The following is an 18,049-nucleotide window of genomic DNA, read 5'->3' as shown; positions in this document are numbered from 1 at the left end:
GAAAAAGAAACTCGGCATTGTAACAGTAGTACATCCAGGTGCCCGCTGGCACCGCTGCGATCACCTGATTGACCGCTTGCTGCATCGCATCCGGGGCATTCATATCATAGTCGATGCGGGTCACGACTTCGACCAAATCGCGGGGCAATTCGAACTGAGGCGGCATGCAAGCGATGATGTGTTGGAACCCTGCCTGCTGGTTGTGGCGCAAGGTGGTTGCGACCTCGACGTCGTCTTCGACCAAGACCAACGCGACTGGACCTTTTTGAGGAACAGCCTGACGGGAGTTGGTGAAGCTGCTTAAATTGTCGTACTGCATAACGTTCGGTTTCTCATGTATACTCTCTTTCATTCGGTCAATCTGCGGCGCATTGCAAGAGAGGCGGGTGGCTGGTACATCGCCAAAATCATTTTTCTTTGCTCTGGATATGCCCATGACGACGCCGAAAAAGCTCTTCATCAAAACTTATGGTTGCCAGATGAATGTCTATGACAGTGAACGCATGGCCGAAGCGCTGGGCGGGCAGGGCTATGAGCAAACGGCAACGCCTGATGATGCCGACATGATTTTGCTCAATACGTGTCACATCCGCGAGAAAGCAGCCGAAAAGGTCTATTCTGAGCTGGGGCGCTTGAAAACCTACAAGGCGGCGAACCCGGATGTGAAGATTGGTGTGGCCGGATGTGTTGCACAGGCCGAAGGGGGCGAAATCATGCGCCGCCAACCTGCGGTCGATCTGGTTGTTGGGCCGCAAAGCTATCACCGCCTGCCTGAAATGGAGGCCCTGACGCGCACAGGCGCGACGGCTCTGGACACAGATTTTCCAGAAGAAGACAAATTTGAACGCCTGAAGGCTCGCCCCAAAGCGGCCCGTGGCCCGACCGCGTTCCTGACAGTGCAGGAAGGGTGTGATAAATTCTGCGCCTTTTGTGTGGTGCCTTACACACGCGGCGCCGAAGTCAGCCGACCTGCCGCGCGTATTCTGGACGAGGCACGCGATTTGGTCGAACGCGGCGTGCGCGAAATCACCTTGTTGGGGCAGAACGTAAATGCCTATCACGGCGCTGGGCCAGACGGCTCGGACTATACACTGGCCAAATTGATCTGGGATTTGGACCGTGTGGACGGGTTGGAACGCATCCGTTTTACCACCTCGCATCCCAATGACATGACCGACGAGCTGATCGAAGCGCATGGGACATGTGCCAAGTTGATGCCCTATCTGCACCTGCCAGTGCAGTCGGGCAGCGACAAGATATTGAAGCGTATGAACCGCAGCCACACCGCAGAAAGCTATTTGCGCGTCATTGAACGTATCCGTGCGGCGCGCCCTGACATTGTGATGTCAGGCGACTTTATCGTCGGTTTCCCCGAAGAAACCGAAGAAGATTTTCAAGCAACCCTCGATTTGGTCGAGGCCGTGAAATACGGCTATGCCTATTCCTTCAAGTATTCGACTCGCCCAGGCACACCTGCCGCTGAACGCGCACAAGTCGATGTAGCCCAAGCGGATGACCGTTTGCAGCGACTGCAAACTTTGATCGTTGCGCAACAACAAACCATCCAACAGGGCATGGTGGGCCGCACTGTCAGCGTGCTTTTTGAAAAGCCGGGACGGGATCCAGGGCAAATGGTCGGCAAAAGCGAATACTTGCATGCGGTGCATGTGACAGATTCGCGTGTGACCGCAGGCGATATCGCCAAGGTTAGAATCACTGGCTCCGGGCGCAACTCTTTGTCCGGTGAATTGGCCTGAACTGAACTAAGAGTTGTAAATTCAATAGGAAAAGGCGATCCTTTTGGTAACTGAGGCCAAAATGGGCACAATATATAGTCGAAATGGGTTCACAGGACGTTAAAATATCCTTAGGCTGAACGATGTATTGCAAGCGCCGATCCCGTTCTCGACGTGGTTTCGACTTTTGCGGGGGGGCAATTAAAAAGGGACAAGTGTGGTGAATTCGTTTTCCCAAACAGTAAAAGATTTTCTGACCGTAGCGGCTGTCACCGCTGTGGCATCTACTTCATTCATGGTTTCGGACGTATCCGCGCAGGCGTTTGGGCAAACGCGGTCCCAAGAGGGACGCGACCAAGGACGGTATATTCCAACGATCTGGGTTGATCCCGATGGTTGCGAGCACTGGGTGATGGATGACGGCACGGAGGGCTTTATGACGCCCCACGTGAACCGGAAAGGTATTCCAGTCTGCCGCCGTGGTAATCTATGCGGTGTGATGCAATCGGATCAGTTTTTCAAAACGGATAGCTTCCGTGTTCATCCGGCCGGCAAGCAACGTCTGACAGAGTTCTTTTCGAACTCGACTGCGACCAGTTTTATTATCGTAGGTCACACGGATAGCCGTGCCAGCGACGCCTATAATTTGCGGCTTTCTCTGAACCGCGCCAACTCGGTGGCGGCAGTGGCGCAAGAATCGGGCGCTCGGATTGCAGATGTACGCGGTTTGGGCGAGCGGGTTCCGACAGCGTCGAACAAGACGGCACATGGTCAAGCTAAGAACCGCCGTGTTGAAATCATCTGCATTCAATAAGGGACAGGTATTATGACTAAGTTGAAATTCGTCCCACTGCTGATCGCGACTCTTGGGGTAACCGCTTGTGCCAATGGCCTTCCTGCGGACAAAACAATCGACCGCGGATTTGACCAAAAAAGCCTAAGCCAGCTTCAAGCGGGTATCTGGGTTGACCCGAATGGGTGTGATCACTGGATCATCGATGACGGTGTAGAAGGTTATCTTTCGGCGCGTCTTGACCCGTTCGGCAAACCAGTGTGTTCCGGTATCGCCGAGCCGACGCAAACAGTCGGTGACTTTAAAGGCGGCTCTACCTTTAACGATCCGAACTAATTGCGCTTAAGTTGCATGAAAAAAGGCCGGAGCGTTCCATGCGCTCCGGCCTTTTTGTTTGAAACGGTAAAATATCGCAGGCAGGCCGTTGCACCTGTCCGCATAACTTGCCACGCTTGATCAAATCAAACGCAAGGAGCAGGCATTGACCCTAGACCAACCGTCAAACGAAGTGGTTTTGGAATTTTCTGACAACAGGTTGCTGATCGACCTGTGTGGTCCCTATGACGGGCACCTCACGTTGATTGAAAACGCGTTGGATGTGCAATTGATTAGGCGCGGCAATGTTCTGGCTGTACAGGGCGAAGAAACCGTGCAATCGCGCGCCGCGGCGGTGCTGAATGCGCTTTATTTGCGTCTTGAGACGGGCAAAGATGTTGAACCCGCAGATGTGGATCGTGAGCTGCGCATGGGCAGCGCGCAACCAGACACCGACGCAGCGACTGGTGATCAACTTGAAATGCCAGTGGGCGACCGGATCGAAATTAAAACCCGCAAAAAGCTGGTCGAACCTCGCACGGCTGCACAAAAAGCTTACGTACAATCGCTTTTCGACCAAGAACTGGCCTTTGGCATCGGACCTGCGGGCACGGGCAAAACCTATCTGGCTGTGGCGGTGGGCGTGTCGATGTTCATCTCGGGCCAAGTGGACAAAATCATCCTGTGCCGCCCAGCGGTCGAGGCCGGCGAACGTCTTGGCTTTCTGCCCGGCACCCAAGAGGAAAAAGTCGATCCCTACATGCAACCGCTTTACGACGCGCTAAATGATTTTTTGCCAGGTAAGCAGTTGGCCAAGCTGAAAGAAGAAAAAACCATCGAAATCGCGCCATTGGCCTTTATGCGCGGGAGGACGCTGTCGCGCGCCTTTGTGGTGCTGGACGAGGCGCAAAACGCGACCACGATGCAGATGAAAATGTTCCTGACCCGGCTTGGGGAAGGATCGCGGATGGTGATCACAGGGGATCGCACGCAAATTGATTTGCCGCGCGGCGTACCCTCGGGGCTTGCCGATGCTGAAAGGTTGCTCAAAACCGTGCCTAAAATCGGGTTCAACTACTTCACGTCAAAAGACGTGGTGCGCCATCCGCTTGTGGCCGCGATCATCGAAGCCTACGAGGCGGACACAACCGCCTCGTGATCCCCTTCATCTTGCCAAATAAACTCCACGGGGGTGTGGGGGTGTGAAACCCCCACGTGCGACATATGCCACATGACATCGACATCTTGATCGAAGATGACCGTTGGCAAGGGATGGACCTTGTCACGTTGGCCACGACAGCGGTGGCGCAGGTATTAGAACACGCCAAACTGGCGCAGGTGGAACTGTCGGTATTGGCATGCGATGACGCGCGTATCTCGGTGCTCAATGCCGATTTTCGCGACAAACCGACCCCGACAAATGTACTCAGCTGGCCCGAAGAAGACCTAAACGCTGACACAGATGGCAACGCACCCCATGCCCCAACCGCTGATCCCGATGGTATATACAGCCTTGGTGATATCGCCATCGCCTATGACACTTGCGCGCGCGAAGCAGCAGCGCAAAACAAACCGATGGACGACCATGTGACACATTTGATCGTGCATGGGGTTTTACATTTGCTTGGTTATGACCATATCCGTGACAATGATGCCGCGGTCATGGAAGCCCTTGAAGTCAAACTACTTGGCAAAATGGGGGTGCCTGACCCATATTAAGGTACATCGATAGCCCACCCACATCCGGGGGGCATGTGAACTGGACAGGAGCCAATGGGCGAAAACGACGGACCGTCTGACGCAGCGCACCGCGCGCAGTCAGACAATGACACGGACCAACCCAATCAAGAGGTTGGATTTTTTGCGCGCGTCATCGGCGCGCTCAGCCCGGAACAAACGCCTCAGGACGATGCGGCCCCAAGCCATCCGCGCCCACAAAGCCACGGTATCATCAACCTGCATCGTATGCGGGTCGAAGACGTGGCCGTGCCGATGGCCGATATCACAGCCGTGTCTGACACCGTTTCCCTAGAAGAACTCGTGGCCGTGTTCAAAGAAAGCGGCCTGACGCGATTGCCTGTATTTGAGGGTACGTTGGACACCCCGCTTGGGTTTGCCCACCTCAAGGATATTGCGCTGAACCATGGCTTTAACGGATCCGACAAGGATTTCGATTTGCGCGCGCAACTGCGCCCTTTGCTGTTTGTGCCGCCTTCGATGACCATCGGTGTGCTGCTGACCAAGATGCAGACAGAACGGCGCCACATGGCGCTGGTGATCGATGAATATGGTGGCGTCGACGGGTTGGTCACGATCGAAGACCTAATCGAACAGGTCGTTGGTGAAATCGAAGACGAACATGATGTCGAAGACGACGTGCATTTCACCCGCGAAAAATCCGGCTGCTATCTGGCGCTGGCCAAAACGCCTCTGGATGAATTTGAGGCCGCAGTGGGCGTGTCGCTAACCACCCATGAAGATGTGGACGAAGAGGAAATCGACACGTTGGGCGGTCTTGTTGTCATGCTGGCGGGCCGTGTGCCTGCGCGCGGCGAAGTGGTGCAACATCCCGATGGCCCAGAATTCGAAGTGATCGATGCCGATCCGCGCCGCATCAAACGGCTGCGCGTGCGCCTGACAGGGCAGGACGCCGCCGAATGATCGCCCTTTCGGCGCGCATCGCGCAATTGCCGCGGTGGGCACAGTTGGGACTTGCAACGCTTTGCGGTGCATTCGGCGCTTTGGCGCATGCGCCGTTTGGATTTGTCCCAGCCATCGTAATCCCACTTTGTGCAGGCTTTGTCTTGCTACAAGCGGCCAGCACGGTGCGCATGGCGACATTGAATGGCTGGGCGCTGGGGCTTGGCTATTTTGCGCTGACCCTCACATGGATTACTGAACCTTTTCAGGTTGATGCCGCGACAACGGGCTGGATGGCACCTTTTGCCGTGGTGTTGCTTGCGCTTTTACTTGGGGCTTTTTGGGCCGGTGCTTTGGCCTTTGCCCGTTGGGCTGGCGGCGGGGCAATAACCCTTGTGATCGCATGGGCAGGCGCTGAAATGCTGCGCGCTTACATCTTCACAGGCTTCCCATGGGCGACACCTGTACAGGCGTTGGTCGATGCGTGGGCCGGGCAGGGGCTAGCGTGGCTTGGGCCACACGGGATGATGTTGGCGACGCTTGGCGCGGTGGCGGCAGTTTTGGCGTTGCCCAAGGGGTGGTATAGTTTTGCTGGCTTGGCGGCCTTGGCTTTGTCACTGCTGTTTGCAGTGCCGATGCAGGACAGCGCGTTAAGCGAACACACGATCCGCATGGTCCAACCAAACGCGCCGCAAGATGAAAAATGGGATCCCGAGATGATCCCGATCTTTGTCAATCGCCAGATCGATTTCACTGCAGCGCCCGGCGATCCAGACCTTATCCTATGGCCTGAAACCGCGCTGCCGTACTTGGCCGAAAATGCGCAACCAGTCTTTGATGTCATTGCCGATGCCGCGCGCGGCGCGCCTGTGGTGCTGGGTATCCAAAGACAGCAAGACAATGCCTACTTTAATTCCCTCGTAGTGCTGGATGGGGCGGGGCAGGTGACCCAGAGTTATGACAAGCACCACCTAGTGCCGTTTGGCGAATACATGCCCGCCGCGTGGTTGTTTCAGCGCATCAATGTTGGCGGTTTGGCCCAACGGGCACAGGGGGGGTATTCGGCCGGGCCAGGGCCGCAATTGCTGGACTTTGGGGCGGTCGGCCGGGCCTTGCCACTTATTTGTTACGAAGCCGTCTTTGCTCATGATGTCGGCAATGTGCCTGAACGGCCCGGTTTTTTGATGCAATTGACCAACGATGCGTGGTTTGGCGCGCGATCGGGTCCGCAACAGCATCTTGCACAAGCGCGGATGCGCGCGATTGAACAAGGTCTGCCCATGGTGCGCGCCGCCAATACCGGCATTTCGGCGATGATCGACCCCAAGGGGCGGGTGATCGCATCACTCGGTTTGAACGAGGCCGGATATCTTGACGCCATGTTACCTAAGCCGGGCGCGGTTACGCTTTATGCACGCACTGGCGATGTGCCGTGGGCGGTGTTTCTGTTGATCAGTGGTATCGCGTTTGTGTTGCGCCGTTCCCGTAGGCGGCGGGCGGGTGCCATTGACGGGTCTTGATCGGGGGCGTAAGTGCGTTTGAACCTGTCGCAACGGCTTCCTGACGCGACGGATGCAATTTGATTGGAGCACGTATGTCCCGCCAGAATTACACTTTCACTTCGGAATCTGTTTCCGAAGGTCACCCCGATAAGGTTTGCGACCGCATTTCCGATGCTGTTCTGGATGCCTTTTTGGCCGAAGAACCCGAAGCCCGCGTCGCCTGCGAAACCTTCGCAACGACCAACCGCGTGGTGATTGGCGGCGAAGTCGGCCTAAGCGATCAGGACAAATTGCACACCTATATGGGCAAGATCGACGAAATCGCGCGCGCGTGCATCAAAGACATCGGCTATGAGCAGGACAAGTTCCACTGGAACACCTGCGAGGTGACCAACCTTCTGCACGAACAATCCGCGCATATTGCCCAAGGTGTCGATGCGGCAGGGGACAAGGACGAAGGTGCCGGCGATCAAGGCATCATGTTTGGTTTTGCAACCAACGAAACACCCGAACTCATGCCTGCGCCGGTCCACTATTCGCACGCGATTCTTCGCCGTCTGGCCGAAGTGCGCAAAAATGGCACTGAACCTACTCTTGGGCCGGATGCAAAATCGCAACTGTCCGTAAATTACCGCGATGGCAAACCTGTTGGCATCTCTTCCCTTGTGCTGTCGACGCAGCACTTGGATGAAAGCCTGACCAGCGAAGACATCCGCGCCATCGTCGCCCCGTATTTCCACGAAGTGCTGCCTGATGGCTGGCTGACGGACGATACGGAATGGCACGTGAACCCGACGGGTAAGTTTGTGATTGGCGGCCCTGATGGGGACGCGGGCCTGACCGGGCGCAAGATTATCGTGGACACCTATGGCGGTGCCGCCCCACACGGTGGCGGCGCGTTTTCCGGCAAGGATCCGACAAAAGTTGATCGCTCAGCGGCCTATGCGGCGCGCTATTTGGCGAAAAACGTCGTGGCGGCCGGATTGGCTGAAAAATGTACCATCCAGCTGTCTTATGCGATCGGGGTGTCCAAACCTTTGTCGATCTATTGCGACACGTTTGGCACCAGCGAAGTGGACGAAGAGGCGATCGAACGCGCTGTTGCGCAAGCGATGGACTTGACCCCACGAGGTATTCGCGAACACCTGTCTTTGAATAAACCGATCTATCAGCGCACTGCGGCCTATGGCCACTTTGGTCGTACGCCCGAGGCCGATGGTGGTTTCAGCTGGGAACGCACGGATTTGGCGGATGTGCTGAAATCCAGCCTCTAACCCCCTGCTTTTGGGAATTGAAACGTGGGTGCCGTCCCGCAATTGCGACGGCACCGACGGGGCCACATTTTGGATAAAATTTGTGACAGTTCCATCACCAAACGGTGCTTGGCATTTAAAACTGATCTGGCTTAGCCTTTCCGTGTCGAAGGAGAGGTTGCTGACATGAATTTGCGCTTTATCACGCCCGTACTGCTGGCTCTTGCACTTGGTGGGGCGGCGACTGTGATCGCAGCCCAAGATGCCGAAACCCCAAATGCAGAAAACAATGAACCCCGCGCTGAAGCGCCAGCTGTCCCGGCGCCGGACGCGTTAGAACCGCCGATGACAATGCGGCGGATGGCGGAAATTATCCAAGCCATCGATCCCGACGCTCAGGCGGGCGGCAGTGGGATTCAATTCACCATCGACGACATCCCTTTGGTTGTCATCGCAGACCCCAACGCAGACCGGATGCGCGCGATGGTTCCGATTCGTTCAGCCGACGGCATTTCTGCGGACGAGTTGATGCGTTTGATGCAGGCAAACTTCGACAGCGCTCTTGATGCGCGTTATGCGGTGGCTCAGGGCCGACTGTGGGCTGTGTTTATTCACCCGCTCAGCCCATTGGAAAAAGACCAGCTGTTTTCTGGTTTTATACAAACAATCAACCTCGCACGGACCTATGGGCAGACCTATTCAGGTGGCGCAACGGTATTTGGCGGCGGCGATAGCAACGGTATATTTCAGGACCTGCTGAAAGAGTTGCAGGAACTCGGCGAGGAAATTTGATAAGGTTCAACAACCCTTTTGCGCTTAAGCGCAGCGAGGGGCCAGCCCCTCGCACTCCCCGAGGTATTTATAACCCAAAGAAAGCAAAAGCACCCTTGGTGAACTAGTCACCAAGGGCGTCTTCGGGTGCGGTCATCGGCACCTCTGCCTGTTCCGCGTCGTAAAGATGGCGTAGATTGGTAAATAAGTCCTTACCATCTTTGGGTTCCAAATACCTCGGGGTTTGGGGCAGAGCCCCAATCAGGTGAACACTGCATGTGGTTCGCTGGTTTTTGCCGCCCAGTTCGATCACGTCTGTCAGGTCTTGCCTGTCGAGGGACTCCTTAGTATACGCGCGAACGTCGACAAGGCGTAAATACCGCGCATAGCATTGAGATGAGTAGGGTCGAAACCATTCGGCCCTCTTTGTTTTGCAAAACGCCTGACCAATGGAAACCCGAAAGACCGGCGGAGACAACCGCACGGCCCGAAAAACACAAGATGTTAGGAAAACGACGCCACATGGCTGATAAATTGATGGAGGAATTCGAAGCCCTCCTTGAAGAAAGCTTCGAAATGGACACACCCGAAGAGGGGTCTGTCGTTAAAGGCAAAGTACTCGCAATTGAAGCGGGTCAGGCCATCATCGACGTCGGCTACAAGATGGAAGGCCGCGTTGAGCTCAAAGAATTTGCAAATCCCGGTGAAGCTCCTGAAATCGCTGTTGGCGATGAAGTAGAAGTCTTCTTGCGCTCGGCTGAAAACGCCAAGGGCGAGGCCGTCATTTCGCGCGAAATGGCGCGTCGTGAAGAAGCTTGGGATCGTTTGGAAACAGCCTACGCTGGCGAAGCCCGCGTCGAAGGCGCGATCTTTGGTCGTGTCAAAGGTGGCTTTACCGTCGATCTGGGCGGCGCTGTTGCGTTCCTTCCCGGCTCGCAGGTTGATGTGCGCCCTGTGCGCGATGCGGGCCCATTGATGGGTCTGAAGCAGCCGTTCCAGATTCTGAAAATGGACCGCCGCCGTGGCAACATCGTTGTGTCGCGTCGTGCCATCCTTGAAGAATCACGTGCTGAACAGCGTGCCGAAGTCATTGGCAACCTGACCGAAGGTCAGAACGTCGATGGTGTGGTCAAGAACATCACCGAATACGGTGCGTTCGTGGACCTTGGCGGCGTAGACGGCTTGCTGCACGTCACCGACATGGCATGGCGTCGCGTCAACCACCCGTCGGAAATCCTGACGATTGGCGAAACGATCAAGGTGCAAGTCATCAAGATCAACAAAGAAACCCACCGCATTTCCTTGGGTATGAAACAGCTGCAAGAAGATCCATGGGATCTGGTTGCCGCCAAGTACCCGCTGGAATCCAACCACACTGGCCGCGTGACCAACATCACGGACTACGGTGCCTTTGTTGAGCTGGAACCCGGTGTTGAAGGCCTCGTTCACGTGTCCGAAATGTCTTGGACCAAAAAGAACGTGCACCCCGGCAAGATCGTGTCGACCAGCCAAGAAGTCGAAGTCATGGTTCTGGAAATCGATGGTGCCAAGCGCCGCGTTTCCCTTGGCCTGAAACAGACTATGCGCAACCCATGGGAAGTGTTTGCAGAAACCCACCCCGAGGGCACAGAAGTCGAAGGCGAAGTCAAAAACATCACCGAATTCGGTCTGTTTGTTGGCTTGCCCGGCGACATCGACGGCATGGTGCACTTGTCCGATCTGTCTTGGGACCAGCGCGGCGAAGAAGCCATTCAGGATTACCGCAAGGGTGATATGGTTGGTGCCGTTGTGTCCGAAGTCGACGTTGAAAAAGAGCGCATCTCGCTCTCGATCAAAGGTGTCGGCGGTGACAAATTCTCCGAAGCGGTTGGCGGCGTGAAGCGCGGTTCGATCGTGACGGTTGAAGTCACAGCGATCGAAGAAGGTGGCGTCGAAGTGGAATATGAAGGCATGAAGTCCTTCATCCGTCGCTCTGACTTGTCACGTGATCGTGCCGAACAGCGCCCTGAGCGTTTCTCGGTCGGTGACAAAGTTGACGTGCGCATCACCAACATCGACAGCAAGACCCGTCGTTTGGGTGTGTCGATCAAGGCGCGTGAGATCGCGGAAGAGAAAGAGGCCGTGCAGCAGTACGGGTCTTCGGACTCCGGCGCGAGCCTTGGCGACATTCTTGGCGCCGCGTTGAAGACAGACGACGAGTAAGTCAGACCTTCTCTTCAAGAAAAAGTGATAAGAAAGAGGGGCCCATTTGGGCCCCTCTTTGCTTGTGTGGCAGCAAATTTATAAGACCGAATCAATTTATCAACTTTGGACCGCTCACTTGAATCTCCGGCGCGCGATCGAGCTTTAAGACACAAATGATGCGGGCGAGGTCGATTTCCCCGGTTTTGAGGCGGAAAAAATCCGCTTAGACCAAAGGCTTCCTATTCACGATCCGTGTTATTCTTCTTATAGTCGCAGGTGGAAAATCTATCAGGCGATGCGTCGCTTTGGGAGGAATTGCTATGATCCGGTCTGAGCTGATCCTAAAGATCGCCGACGAAAACCCGCACCTGTATCAACGTGATGTTGAACGGATTGTGAATACGATCTTTGACGAGGTCACTGATGCAATGGCGCGGGGGGACCGTGTGGAGCTACGTGGATTTGGCGCGTTCTCTGTCAAAAAGCGCGACGCCCGCGTCGGGCGCAACCCGCGTACTGGCGAAACGGTCGCAGTCGACGAAAAACATATTCCATTTTTCAAGACGGGGAAGCTGTTGCGCGATCGTCTGAACGGTAAAGCATAATGCGCTACATTCGTTACTCTTGTATTGCCGTGTTTGCGGTTGCTTTGATTGCAGTTGCGCTGGCCAACCGCGGTTCGGTCACATTGAAATTGTTACCGGACGAGATCGCGGGTCTGTTTGCTGTGGCACCGACGGTGTCATTGCCCCTGTTCCTGGTGATCTTTGGCGGTATCCTAGTGGGTGTGCTGGTTGGCTTTGTTTGGGAATGGATGCGTGAACATACGGTGCGCGCTGAAAATGCCCACAATGCACGCGAAGTGCGTCGCCTGATGCGTGAAGTGAAACGCCTGAAGGACGAAAAGCACGAAGGTCAGGATGAAGTTCTGGTTCTGCTGGACGAGGCAAGCTAGGCCCCCGATGTGCCCTCAGTTTCGGTAAAGATCTGTGGCCTAAGTCGCCCTGAGGACGTGTCTGCGGCGGCAGAGGCGGGGGCAGCTTATGTCGGTCTTGTATTTTTCGAAAAGTCACCACGTCATGTGTCGTTGAATGTTGCGCGCGCGCTTGCGTTAGAGGTGCCTGTAGGGATCGCTAAGGTGGCTCTTGTTGTGAATGCGGATGATGCGGCCTTGGACGCGCTAACGGCAACTGTTCCGATAGATGTTTTGCAGCTGCATGGGGCTGAAACACCTCAGCGCGTAGCCGACGTCAAGGCGCGCTATGGCTTGCCTGTGATGAAAGCCGTTGGTGTGGCTGATGCCAGTGATTTGCCAACGTTGGACAGCTATGCTGGGGTGGCCGATCAACTTTTGGTCGATGCAAAACCACCCAAAGGGGCTGATCTGCCGGGTGGCAATGGCTTGGCCTTTGATTGGCGTTTGATTGCTGGGCGACGCTGGCCGGTGCCGTGGATGTTGGCCGGGGGGCTGACCCCTGACAATGTGGCCGAGGCTATTCGCTTGACCGGGGCTGCCCAAGTTGACGTAAGTTCAGGCGTGGAAAGCGCGCCGGGGGTCAAAGATGCGGAACTGGTGCGCGCCTTTGTCGCCGCCGCGCGCACGCCATGAACGTTATTTTCCGAGAAGCAGAGGAGGCGGACGTGAATGCCGTCCTTCAATTGTTGCAGGACGATATCCTTGGCGCGACGCGCGAAAGTAATGACATCAACATCTACCTGTCCGCCTTTCGGCGGATGCGGGTTGAGGGCAGCAACCATCTGATTGTGGGCGAACGCGACGGGCGTATCGTGGCCACCTATCAAATCATTTTCATTAGCGGGTTGTCATTGCGCGCCAGCCGCCGTGCACAGATTGAATCGGTGCGTGTTGCCAGTGATTTGCGGGGGCAACGCATCGGCGAAGCGATGTTCGCAGATGCCGAAACCCGGGCGCGCGCTGCGGGTTGTGTCTTGATGCAATTGACCATGAACAAAAGTCGTGAACAAACGAGCCGCTTCTATCAGCGCCTTGGCTTTACCCCTTCGCATATCGGGTATAAACGCGATCTGATCTGAACGCGCGAGGGCCATATGGCAAACGACCTTTTCAATTCCTTCATGACCGGCCCAAATGAACAAGGCCGCTTTGGTGACTTTGGCGGACGTTTCGTCTCTGAAACGCTTATGCCGCTAATCCTCAGTCTTGAAGAGGAATATGAGAAAGCCAAAACTGACGAAACGTTTTGGGCCGAGATGGATTTCCTGTGGAAGCACTATGTGGGTCGTCCCAGCCCGCTGTATCATGCCGAACGCCTGTCAGAGCATCTGGGTGGTGCCAAAGTCTATATGAAACGCGACGAGTTGAACCACACGGGCGCGCACAAAATTAACAACGTGATGGGGCAGATCATTCTGGCCCGTCGTATGGGCAAGTCTCGGATCATTGCTGAAACTGGTGCGGGGCAGCACGGTGTCGCCACGGCGACTGTCTGTGCCAAATTCGGTTTGCAGTGCGTCGTTTACATGGGCGCCCACGACGTCGAACGCCAAGCACCAAACGTGTTCCGCATGCGCCTTCTCGGGGCCGAAGTTATCCCTGTCACGTCGGGTCGCGGTACGCTCAAGGACGCCATGAACGACGCTTTGCGTGACTGGGTCACAAACGTCGATGACACGTTCTATTGCATCGGCACCGTCGCTGGTCCGCATCCGTACCCTGCGATGGTTCGCGACTTCCAAAGCATCATTGGCAAAGAAGTGCGCGAACAGATGACCGAGGCCGAAGGCCGTTTGCCCGATACGCTGATCGCCGCGATTGGTGGCGGATCCAACGCAATGGGCCTGTTCTTTCCTTTTCTTGACGACAAAGACGTCAACATCATTGGTGTTGAGGCTGGCGGCAAGGGCGTCAACGCCAAGATGGAGCATTGCGCCTCTTTGACCGGTGGCCGTCCCGGCGTGCTGCACGGCAACCGGACGTACTTGTTGCAAGATGACGACGGGCAAATCCTTGAAGGGTTCTCGATCTCGGCGGGCTTGGATTATCCCGGTATTGGCCCAGAACACGCTTGGCTGCATGACATTGGGCGTGCGCAATATGTGTCGATCACAGATGTTGAAGCGCTTGAGGCGTTTCAGCTGTGCTGCACCCTCGAAGGCATTATTCCCGCGCTTGAGCCTTCCCATGCACTCGCCCACGTGATGAAAATCGCACCGACGTTGCCTGCGGATCATATCTTGTGCATGAACATGTGTGGGCGCGGTGACAAAGACATCTTTACCGTCGCCAAAGCGCTTGATTTCGAGATGGGCGAGTTCGCCTAAACGTCAGACCGCGTGGGTGCGCAGCACCTCAAGCGATACAATATCCAACGCGCGTTTGTGCGTCGCTTTCAGGTTGATTTGCGGCGCACACCCTTCGTCATGGGCTTGCAAAAAACGTGCCGCACACAAGCACCAACTGTCGCCCGGGTTCAGCCCCGCAAACCCGTATTCCGGGCGCGGTGTGCTTAGGTCATTGCCAACATATTTCGAAAAAGCAAGGAATTCGGCCGTCACCACCGCACAGACTGTGTGGCTGCCTTGATCGGCCGCACAGGTGTTGCAATGCCCGTCACGAAAGAAGCCGGTCACAGGATCCACACCACATAGGCCCAGCGGCGCGCCCAATACGTTTACACTGTCTTCAGGGGTCATGTGGTTACTCTTGGGTTGCGGATACGATTTGGCGAAACATGTCTATGTTGGCGTCAGTCACGCCGGGTTCGCGGAATTTGCGGTCTGCTGAGGTGGTGACAACAACCACACCCGCGTTCTGATCAATATAAAGGTACTGGCCATAAATGCCACGGCCCATGAACTGACCGGGCGTGGCACCCACCGGAATCCACCACTGATAGCCATAGCCGATCTTGCCCGGCTCTGTGCGTGCACTTGGCATGGTCGAGACTGCAATCCAGTCAGCCGGAACAATTTGCTGCCCCTGCCATTCCCCGTTTTGCAGGATCATTTGCCCGAAACGTGCGTAATCTCGTGTCGTGATGTTCAACCCACCAAGGACAAAGGCAACTCCGACGCCGTCCGTCAGATAAAGCGGATCCTGTTCAAGACCCAATGGCGCGATCAGCTTTTCTGACATCAGATCAGAGATATCGCGCCCAGTCGCGCCGCGTGCGACCATGCCAACCACATGGGTGTCGATCGAGGTGTATTTCCACGTTTCACCTGCGGGCGCAAAGCTTTCGGTGAGGCCCGCGGCAAAGTCATCCATCTTGCCGCCTAGGGCAAGGACGCGCCCCATCCGGTTGATATCACTGTCATAATCTAAATAATCCTCGTCAAAGGTGATGCCGCTCGACATCTGAAGCACATTCAGCACTGTCGCGCCCTCATAGGCGCCGCCCTTCAGCATCGGTGCATATTTGATAACGGGATCGTCTAAGGAATCGATGGCTCCCTCGTCGACCAAAATTCCGAATAGGGCAGACAGATAGCTTTTGGCGACAGACCAGCTGATGCGGCGATCATCGGGCGAGGTGCCTTGGTAATAGGCCTCGTGCACGATCTGCCCGTCCTTCAACACAAGCGTCGACGTGACCGTGCGGGCAGTTACCCAATCTTCATAAGGGGCAGGCATGCTCAACAAAGCGCCGCTTGGCAGCGGGCTGACAGGGGCGTTGCCCTTGGGGATATCTCTGTGGAGGAAAGCACCATCCATATGAGAGAAATTCGACACAATGCGATTTTCGTCAAAAAGAGAGTTCACGGCGAGCAGTCGGGTGATTTCCTCGCGCTTCCAGAAACCAACCAAAATAGCGGCGATTATCAACGCCAAACTGATCCGGATTATCCATTTTAGAACACTGCGCATGATCTATCCCCTTTTGTGGTGGATTTATCCATAGCGCATTGGTGGGCTTGCGTCAGCCCGTCCAGTTCACCCAGCGGCCGTGGAAATCTGCACGACCCAAAGATAAAGTCAGATCGCCGGGCCACAGCCGCAGGGTCAGTGCCGCCCCAACAGCGCCGGTTGTGTCGCCGTCGGTTTCCATTTGCACCCAGGCAAGCGGCGTTTCGGGCGTTGCTTGTGCCCCTTTGGCTTCGATCATCGCTGCGCCGCGCGCTTGGGCTTTGGCTGGGAAATATTGCCAAGCGACGGTGTGCTGAATGATGTGCATGTGGCCTTCGGGCACTGCACCAAGACGGCGTTCTAACCAGTTGATTGCGTCATCTTTTTCGACTTGGGCTTCCATCACGGAAGCGGCGGCGCGGGTAAGGGCCAGCCGATGCGGTTGATCAGCCCACAGATAGGCCGTGAGGCGCAACAGGTCATCAGAATCGTTTGGAGACAACGGATTAAGGTCGACACCTAACCTATCCACAACCTGTGGATTGGCGGATGGGGGGGCGTGGCCAGTCCAGTCCGGTTTCAGTTTCAAAACAGCGTCATTTGGGCCAAGAATATTGTGGCCTGTGTCCAGCGCGAAACGATCCCACATGAGGTTCAAGCCTCCGCTCGCGCCAAGTTCCGACAGCACAATGGGACGGTCGAAATGGGACAAAGCCACATGGGCCATAGCAATAAGTGCCGCACTACGGCGCACCTCGTTGGTTTGTGGCGGGCTTTGGGTCCAGTCGAGAAAGAAGTTTTCGTGAGTCTTCAATGCACTTAGCACCGCCTTTTCAAGCGTTGCATCATCAACGACGTTGGGCGGATACGCTGCGCTAAGCGCGGCATCATGGCCACCAAGCACCAAGGCATGCAAACCGCCAGCGATGCGCAAAGGCAAGGAATGCCCAGCCGGCCCGATGTCCCCCTGATAAGACGCCATTTTTTGCCCCAGCGCGGTGCGATCATCCCAATTGGCGGCAAGGATGCCCAAAACACGACCCATCAAGGGCGATTCCATGCGCGTGCAGGTTTCTGATTGATCGCGGAACGCTTGGATCAATGTCATGAGAAACGATCCATTAACTTTTGCATGGCGGAACGTTCGTCGGCTTTTGGGGCGGATTCGGCCGCAGGTGGTTTGGGCTCTGTCACGGTTGGTTTTGGTTTTTTGGGAGATTTGACTCCTCCGCCCGAACGGGGGGGCGAGACACGCAAAGCGACGGCGTTCATGAATTTCGGCCCGTCTCCGCTTGCCAAGTGCGGTGCGCCATCAGAACAGCCGCGCAGCACGTCATCAAGCCACCCTTCGTCGGCCTTGGGAAAGTCGCGCAGCACATAGCCTGCGACGGCGTCTTTGTGACCGGGGTGGCCGACCCCCATACGCACGCGGGCGTATTCTGCGCCGATGTGCGCATGGATCGAGCGCAGACCGTTGTGCCCCGCATGCCCGCCACCGACTTTCCAGCGCACCTTGCCGGGGGCAAGGTCAAGTTCGTCATGCAAAACAATGACGTCTTCAGGGTCAATTTTGTGAAACCCCATGGCGGCGCGGACGCTGTCACCGGACTTGTTCATATAGGTTTCAGGCTTAAGAAGGATCGCACGTTCCGACCCAAAACGTCCGTCGCAAGTGACGCCTTGATGTTTGGATTTCCAGCCAGAAAAGCCGTGATCGGCAGCGATCATGTCGAGCGCCATAAAGCCGATATTGTGCCGGTTGCGTGCATATTTCGCGCCCGGATTGCCAAGGCCTACGATCAGTTTCATGGATGTGCTCCGTGTGAAATTCTGCTGTGCAGCATAGAAGGCGCGGCTAGGGCGGACAAGGACTGTGCGTGATGGGATGGTTTGGCAGCGGATACGCGGTAGAACCTTGAAGCAAAGAAAGCTCTGGCATCGCCCAAAGGATCGTTGTTCGTTGGATGAACAAATGCTTGTCGTCGCGCACCCTTACGCGCCAAGATGACAATCGTCAGTTTCAGCAA

The 18,049-nt window shown here is 55.9% G+C and carries 19 protein-coding genes, 1 pseudogene and 1 riboswitch; of the genes and pseudogenes, 15 read left to right on the top strand and 5 right to left on the bottom strand.

Features of this window, described 5'->3' with window-relative positions:
* A pseudogene (locus ABJF76_RS06155) lies at positions 1 to 436 on the bottom strand (hypothetical protein); the annotation flags it as partial.
* On the opposite strand from ABJF76_RS06155, the gene miaB reads away from it, so the two are divergent.
* From miaB to trpB, 15 genes are all read left to right on the top strand, one after another.
* Positions 435 to 1,757, top strand: coding sequence for a tRNA (N6-isopentenyl adenosine(37)-C2)-methylthiotransferase MiaB (gene miaB, locus ABJF76_RS06150; protein WP_413819859.1), 1,323 nt, complete (start codon positions 435 to 437; stop codon positions 1,755 to 1,757). The pseudogene ABJF76_RS06155 and the gene miaB overlap by 2 nt on opposite strands.
* A gap of 274 nt (positions 1,758 to 2,031) precedes the next feature.
* Positions 2,032 to 2,550 carry an OmpA family protein gene (locus ABJF76_RS06145; protein ID WP_413819939.1) on the top strand — a complete coding sequence of 173 codons (519 nt, stop codon included), beginning with the start codon at positions 2,032 to 2,034 and terminating at the stop codon, positions 2,548 to 2,550.
* Positions 2,551 to 2,562: 12 nt separating this feature from the next.
* Positions 2,563 to 2,865: a hypothetical protein gene (locus ABJF76_RS06140; protein WP_413819860.1), complete on the top strand. Its 303-nt coding sequence runs from the start codon at positions 2,563 to 2,565 to the stop codon at positions 2,863 to 2,865.
* 145 nt (positions 2,866 to 3,010) lie between these two features.
* The gene (locus ABJF76_RS06135) at positions 3,011 to 4,003 is read left to right on the top strand and encodes a PhoH family protein (RefSeq protein WP_413819861.1); all 993 of its coding nucleotides are present in this window, start codon (positions 3,011 to 3,013) and stop codon (positions 4,001 to 4,003) included.
* Positions 4,004 to 4,068: 65 nt separating this feature from the next.
* Positions 4,069 to 4,563: an rRNA maturation RNase YbeY gene (ybeY, locus tag ABJF76_RS06130; RefSeq protein WP_413819862.1), complete on the top strand. Its 495-nt coding sequence runs from the start codon at positions 4,069 to 4,071 to the stop codon at positions 4,561 to 4,563.
* A gap of 54 nt (positions 4,564 to 4,617) precedes the next feature.
* Positions 4,618 to 5,505 carry a hemolysin family protein gene (locus ABJF76_RS06125; protein WP_413819863.1) on the top strand — a complete coding sequence of 296 codons (888 nt, stop codon included), beginning with the start codon at positions 4,618 to 4,620 and terminating at the stop codon, positions 5,503 to 5,505.
* The gene (gene lnt / locus ABJF76_RS06120) at positions 5,502 to 7,004 is read left to right on the top strand and encodes an apolipoprotein N-acyltransferase (RefSeq protein WP_413819864.1); all 1,503 of its coding nucleotides are present in this window, start codon (positions 5,502 to 5,504) and stop codon (positions 7,002 to 7,004) included. Before ABJF76_RS06125 ends, lnt begins: the two co-directional genes overlap by 4 nt.
* A gap of 21 nt (positions 7,005 to 7,025) precedes the next feature.
* Positions 7,026 to 7,075, top strand: a riboswitch (SAM-SAH riboswitch).
* A 3-nt stretch (positions 7,076 to 7,078) separates the two neighbouring features.
* Positions 7,079 to 8,260: a methionine adenosyltransferase gene (gene metK / locus ABJF76_RS06115; RefSeq protein WP_413819865.1), complete on the top strand. Its 1,182-nt coding sequence runs from the start codon at positions 7,079 to 7,081 to the stop codon at positions 8,258 to 8,260.
* 165 nt (positions 8,261 to 8,425) lie between these two features.
* Positions 8,426 to 9,031 (top strand): hypothetical protein, encoded by a 606-nt coding sequence (locus ABJF76_RS06110; protein ID WP_413819866.1) that lies wholly within the window; start codon positions 8,426 to 8,428, stop codon positions 9,029 to 9,031.
* Positions 9,032 to 9,511: 480 nt separating this feature from the next.
* Positions 9,512 to 11,212 carry a 30S ribosomal protein S1 gene (gene rpsA / locus ABJF76_RS06105; RefSeq protein WP_413819867.1) on the top strand — a complete coding sequence of 567 codons (1,701 nt, stop codon included), beginning with the start codon at positions 9,512 to 9,514 and terminating at the stop codon, positions 11,210 to 11,212.
* Positions 11,213 to 11,514: 302 nt separating this feature from the next.
* On the top strand, positions 11,515 to 11,799 hold the full coding sequence (gene ihfB, locus ABJF76_RS06100) for an integration host factor subunit beta (protein WP_413819868.1): 285 nt from the start codon (positions 11,515 to 11,517) through the stop codon (positions 11,797 to 11,799).
* On the top strand, positions 11,799 to 12,149 hold the full coding sequence (locus ABJF76_RS06095; RefSeq protein ID WP_413819869.1) for a LapA family protein: 351 nt from the start codon (positions 11,799 to 11,801) through the stop codon (positions 12,147 to 12,149). Before ihfB ends, ABJF76_RS06095 begins: the two co-directional genes overlap by 1 nt.
* 9 nt (positions 12,150 to 12,158) lie before the next feature.
* The gene (locus ABJF76_RS06090; protein ID WP_413819870.1) at positions 12,159 to 12,803 is read left to right on the top strand and encodes a phosphoribosylanthranilate isomerase; all 645 of its coding nucleotides are present in this window, start codon (positions 12,159 to 12,161) and stop codon (positions 12,801 to 12,803) included.
* Positions 12,800 to 13,249 (top strand): GNAT family N-acetyltransferase, encoded by a 450-nt coding sequence (locus ABJF76_RS06085; RefSeq protein ID WP_413819871.1) that lies wholly within the window; start codon positions 12,800 to 12,802, stop codon positions 13,247 to 13,249. Before ABJF76_RS06090 ends, ABJF76_RS06085 begins: the two co-directional genes overlap by 4 nt.
* Before the next feature lie 15 nt (positions 13,250 to 13,264).
* Positions 13,265 to 14,497 carry a tryptophan synthase subunit beta gene (trpB, locus tag ABJF76_RS06080; protein WP_413819872.1) on the top strand — a complete coding sequence of 411 codons (1,233 nt, stop codon included), beginning with the start codon at positions 13,265 to 13,267 and terminating at the stop codon, positions 14,495 to 14,497.
* A 3-nt stretch (positions 14,498 to 14,500) separates the two neighbouring features.
* Here trpB and ABJF76_RS06075 read toward each other — a convergent pair whose 3' ends face one another.
* Genes ABJF76_RS06075 through pth form a run of 4 tightly spaced genes read right to left on the bottom strand, consistent with a single transcriptional unit; the run spans position 14,501 to position 17,831 of the window.
* Positions 14,501 to 14,869: a DUF2237 family protein gene (locus ABJF76_RS06075; RefSeq protein ID WP_413819873.1), complete on the bottom strand. Its 369-nt coding sequence runs from the start codon at positions 14,867 to 14,869 to the stop codon at positions 14,501 to 14,503.
* Positions 14,870 to 14,873: 4 nt separating this feature from the next.
* A complete protein-coding gene (locus tag ABJF76_RS06070; protein ID WP_413819874.1) occupies positions 14,874 to 16,043 on the bottom strand; it encodes a serine hydrolase domain-containing protein in 1,170 nt (389 codons plus the stop codon).
* 52 nt (positions 16,044 to 16,095) lie between these two features.
* Positions 16,096 to 17,130: a DUF2332 domain-containing protein gene (locus tag ABJF76_RS06065; protein WP_413819875.1), complete on the bottom strand. Its 1,035-nt coding sequence runs from the start codon at positions 17,128 to 17,130 to the stop codon at positions 16,096 to 16,098.
* Positions 17,127 to 17,831, bottom strand: a complete 705-nt coding sequence (gene pth / locus ABJF76_RS06060; RefSeq protein WP_413819876.1) for an aminoacyl-tRNA hydrolase — start codon at positions 17,829 to 17,831, stop codon at positions 17,127 to 17,129. The genes ABJF76_RS06065 and pth overlap by 4 nt, the downstream gene beginning before the upstream one ends.
* Between the last annotated feature and the right edge of the window lie 218 nt (positions 17,832 to 18,049).

The organism is Tateyamaria sp., from assembly GCF_039940735.1.
Lineage (GTDB): Bacteria > Pseudomonadota > Alphaproteobacteria > Rhodobacterales > Rhodobacteraceae > Tateyamaria.
Note: the sequence above shows the minus strand (reverse complement) of the source record. Positions and strands in the feature narration are given on the sequence as shown.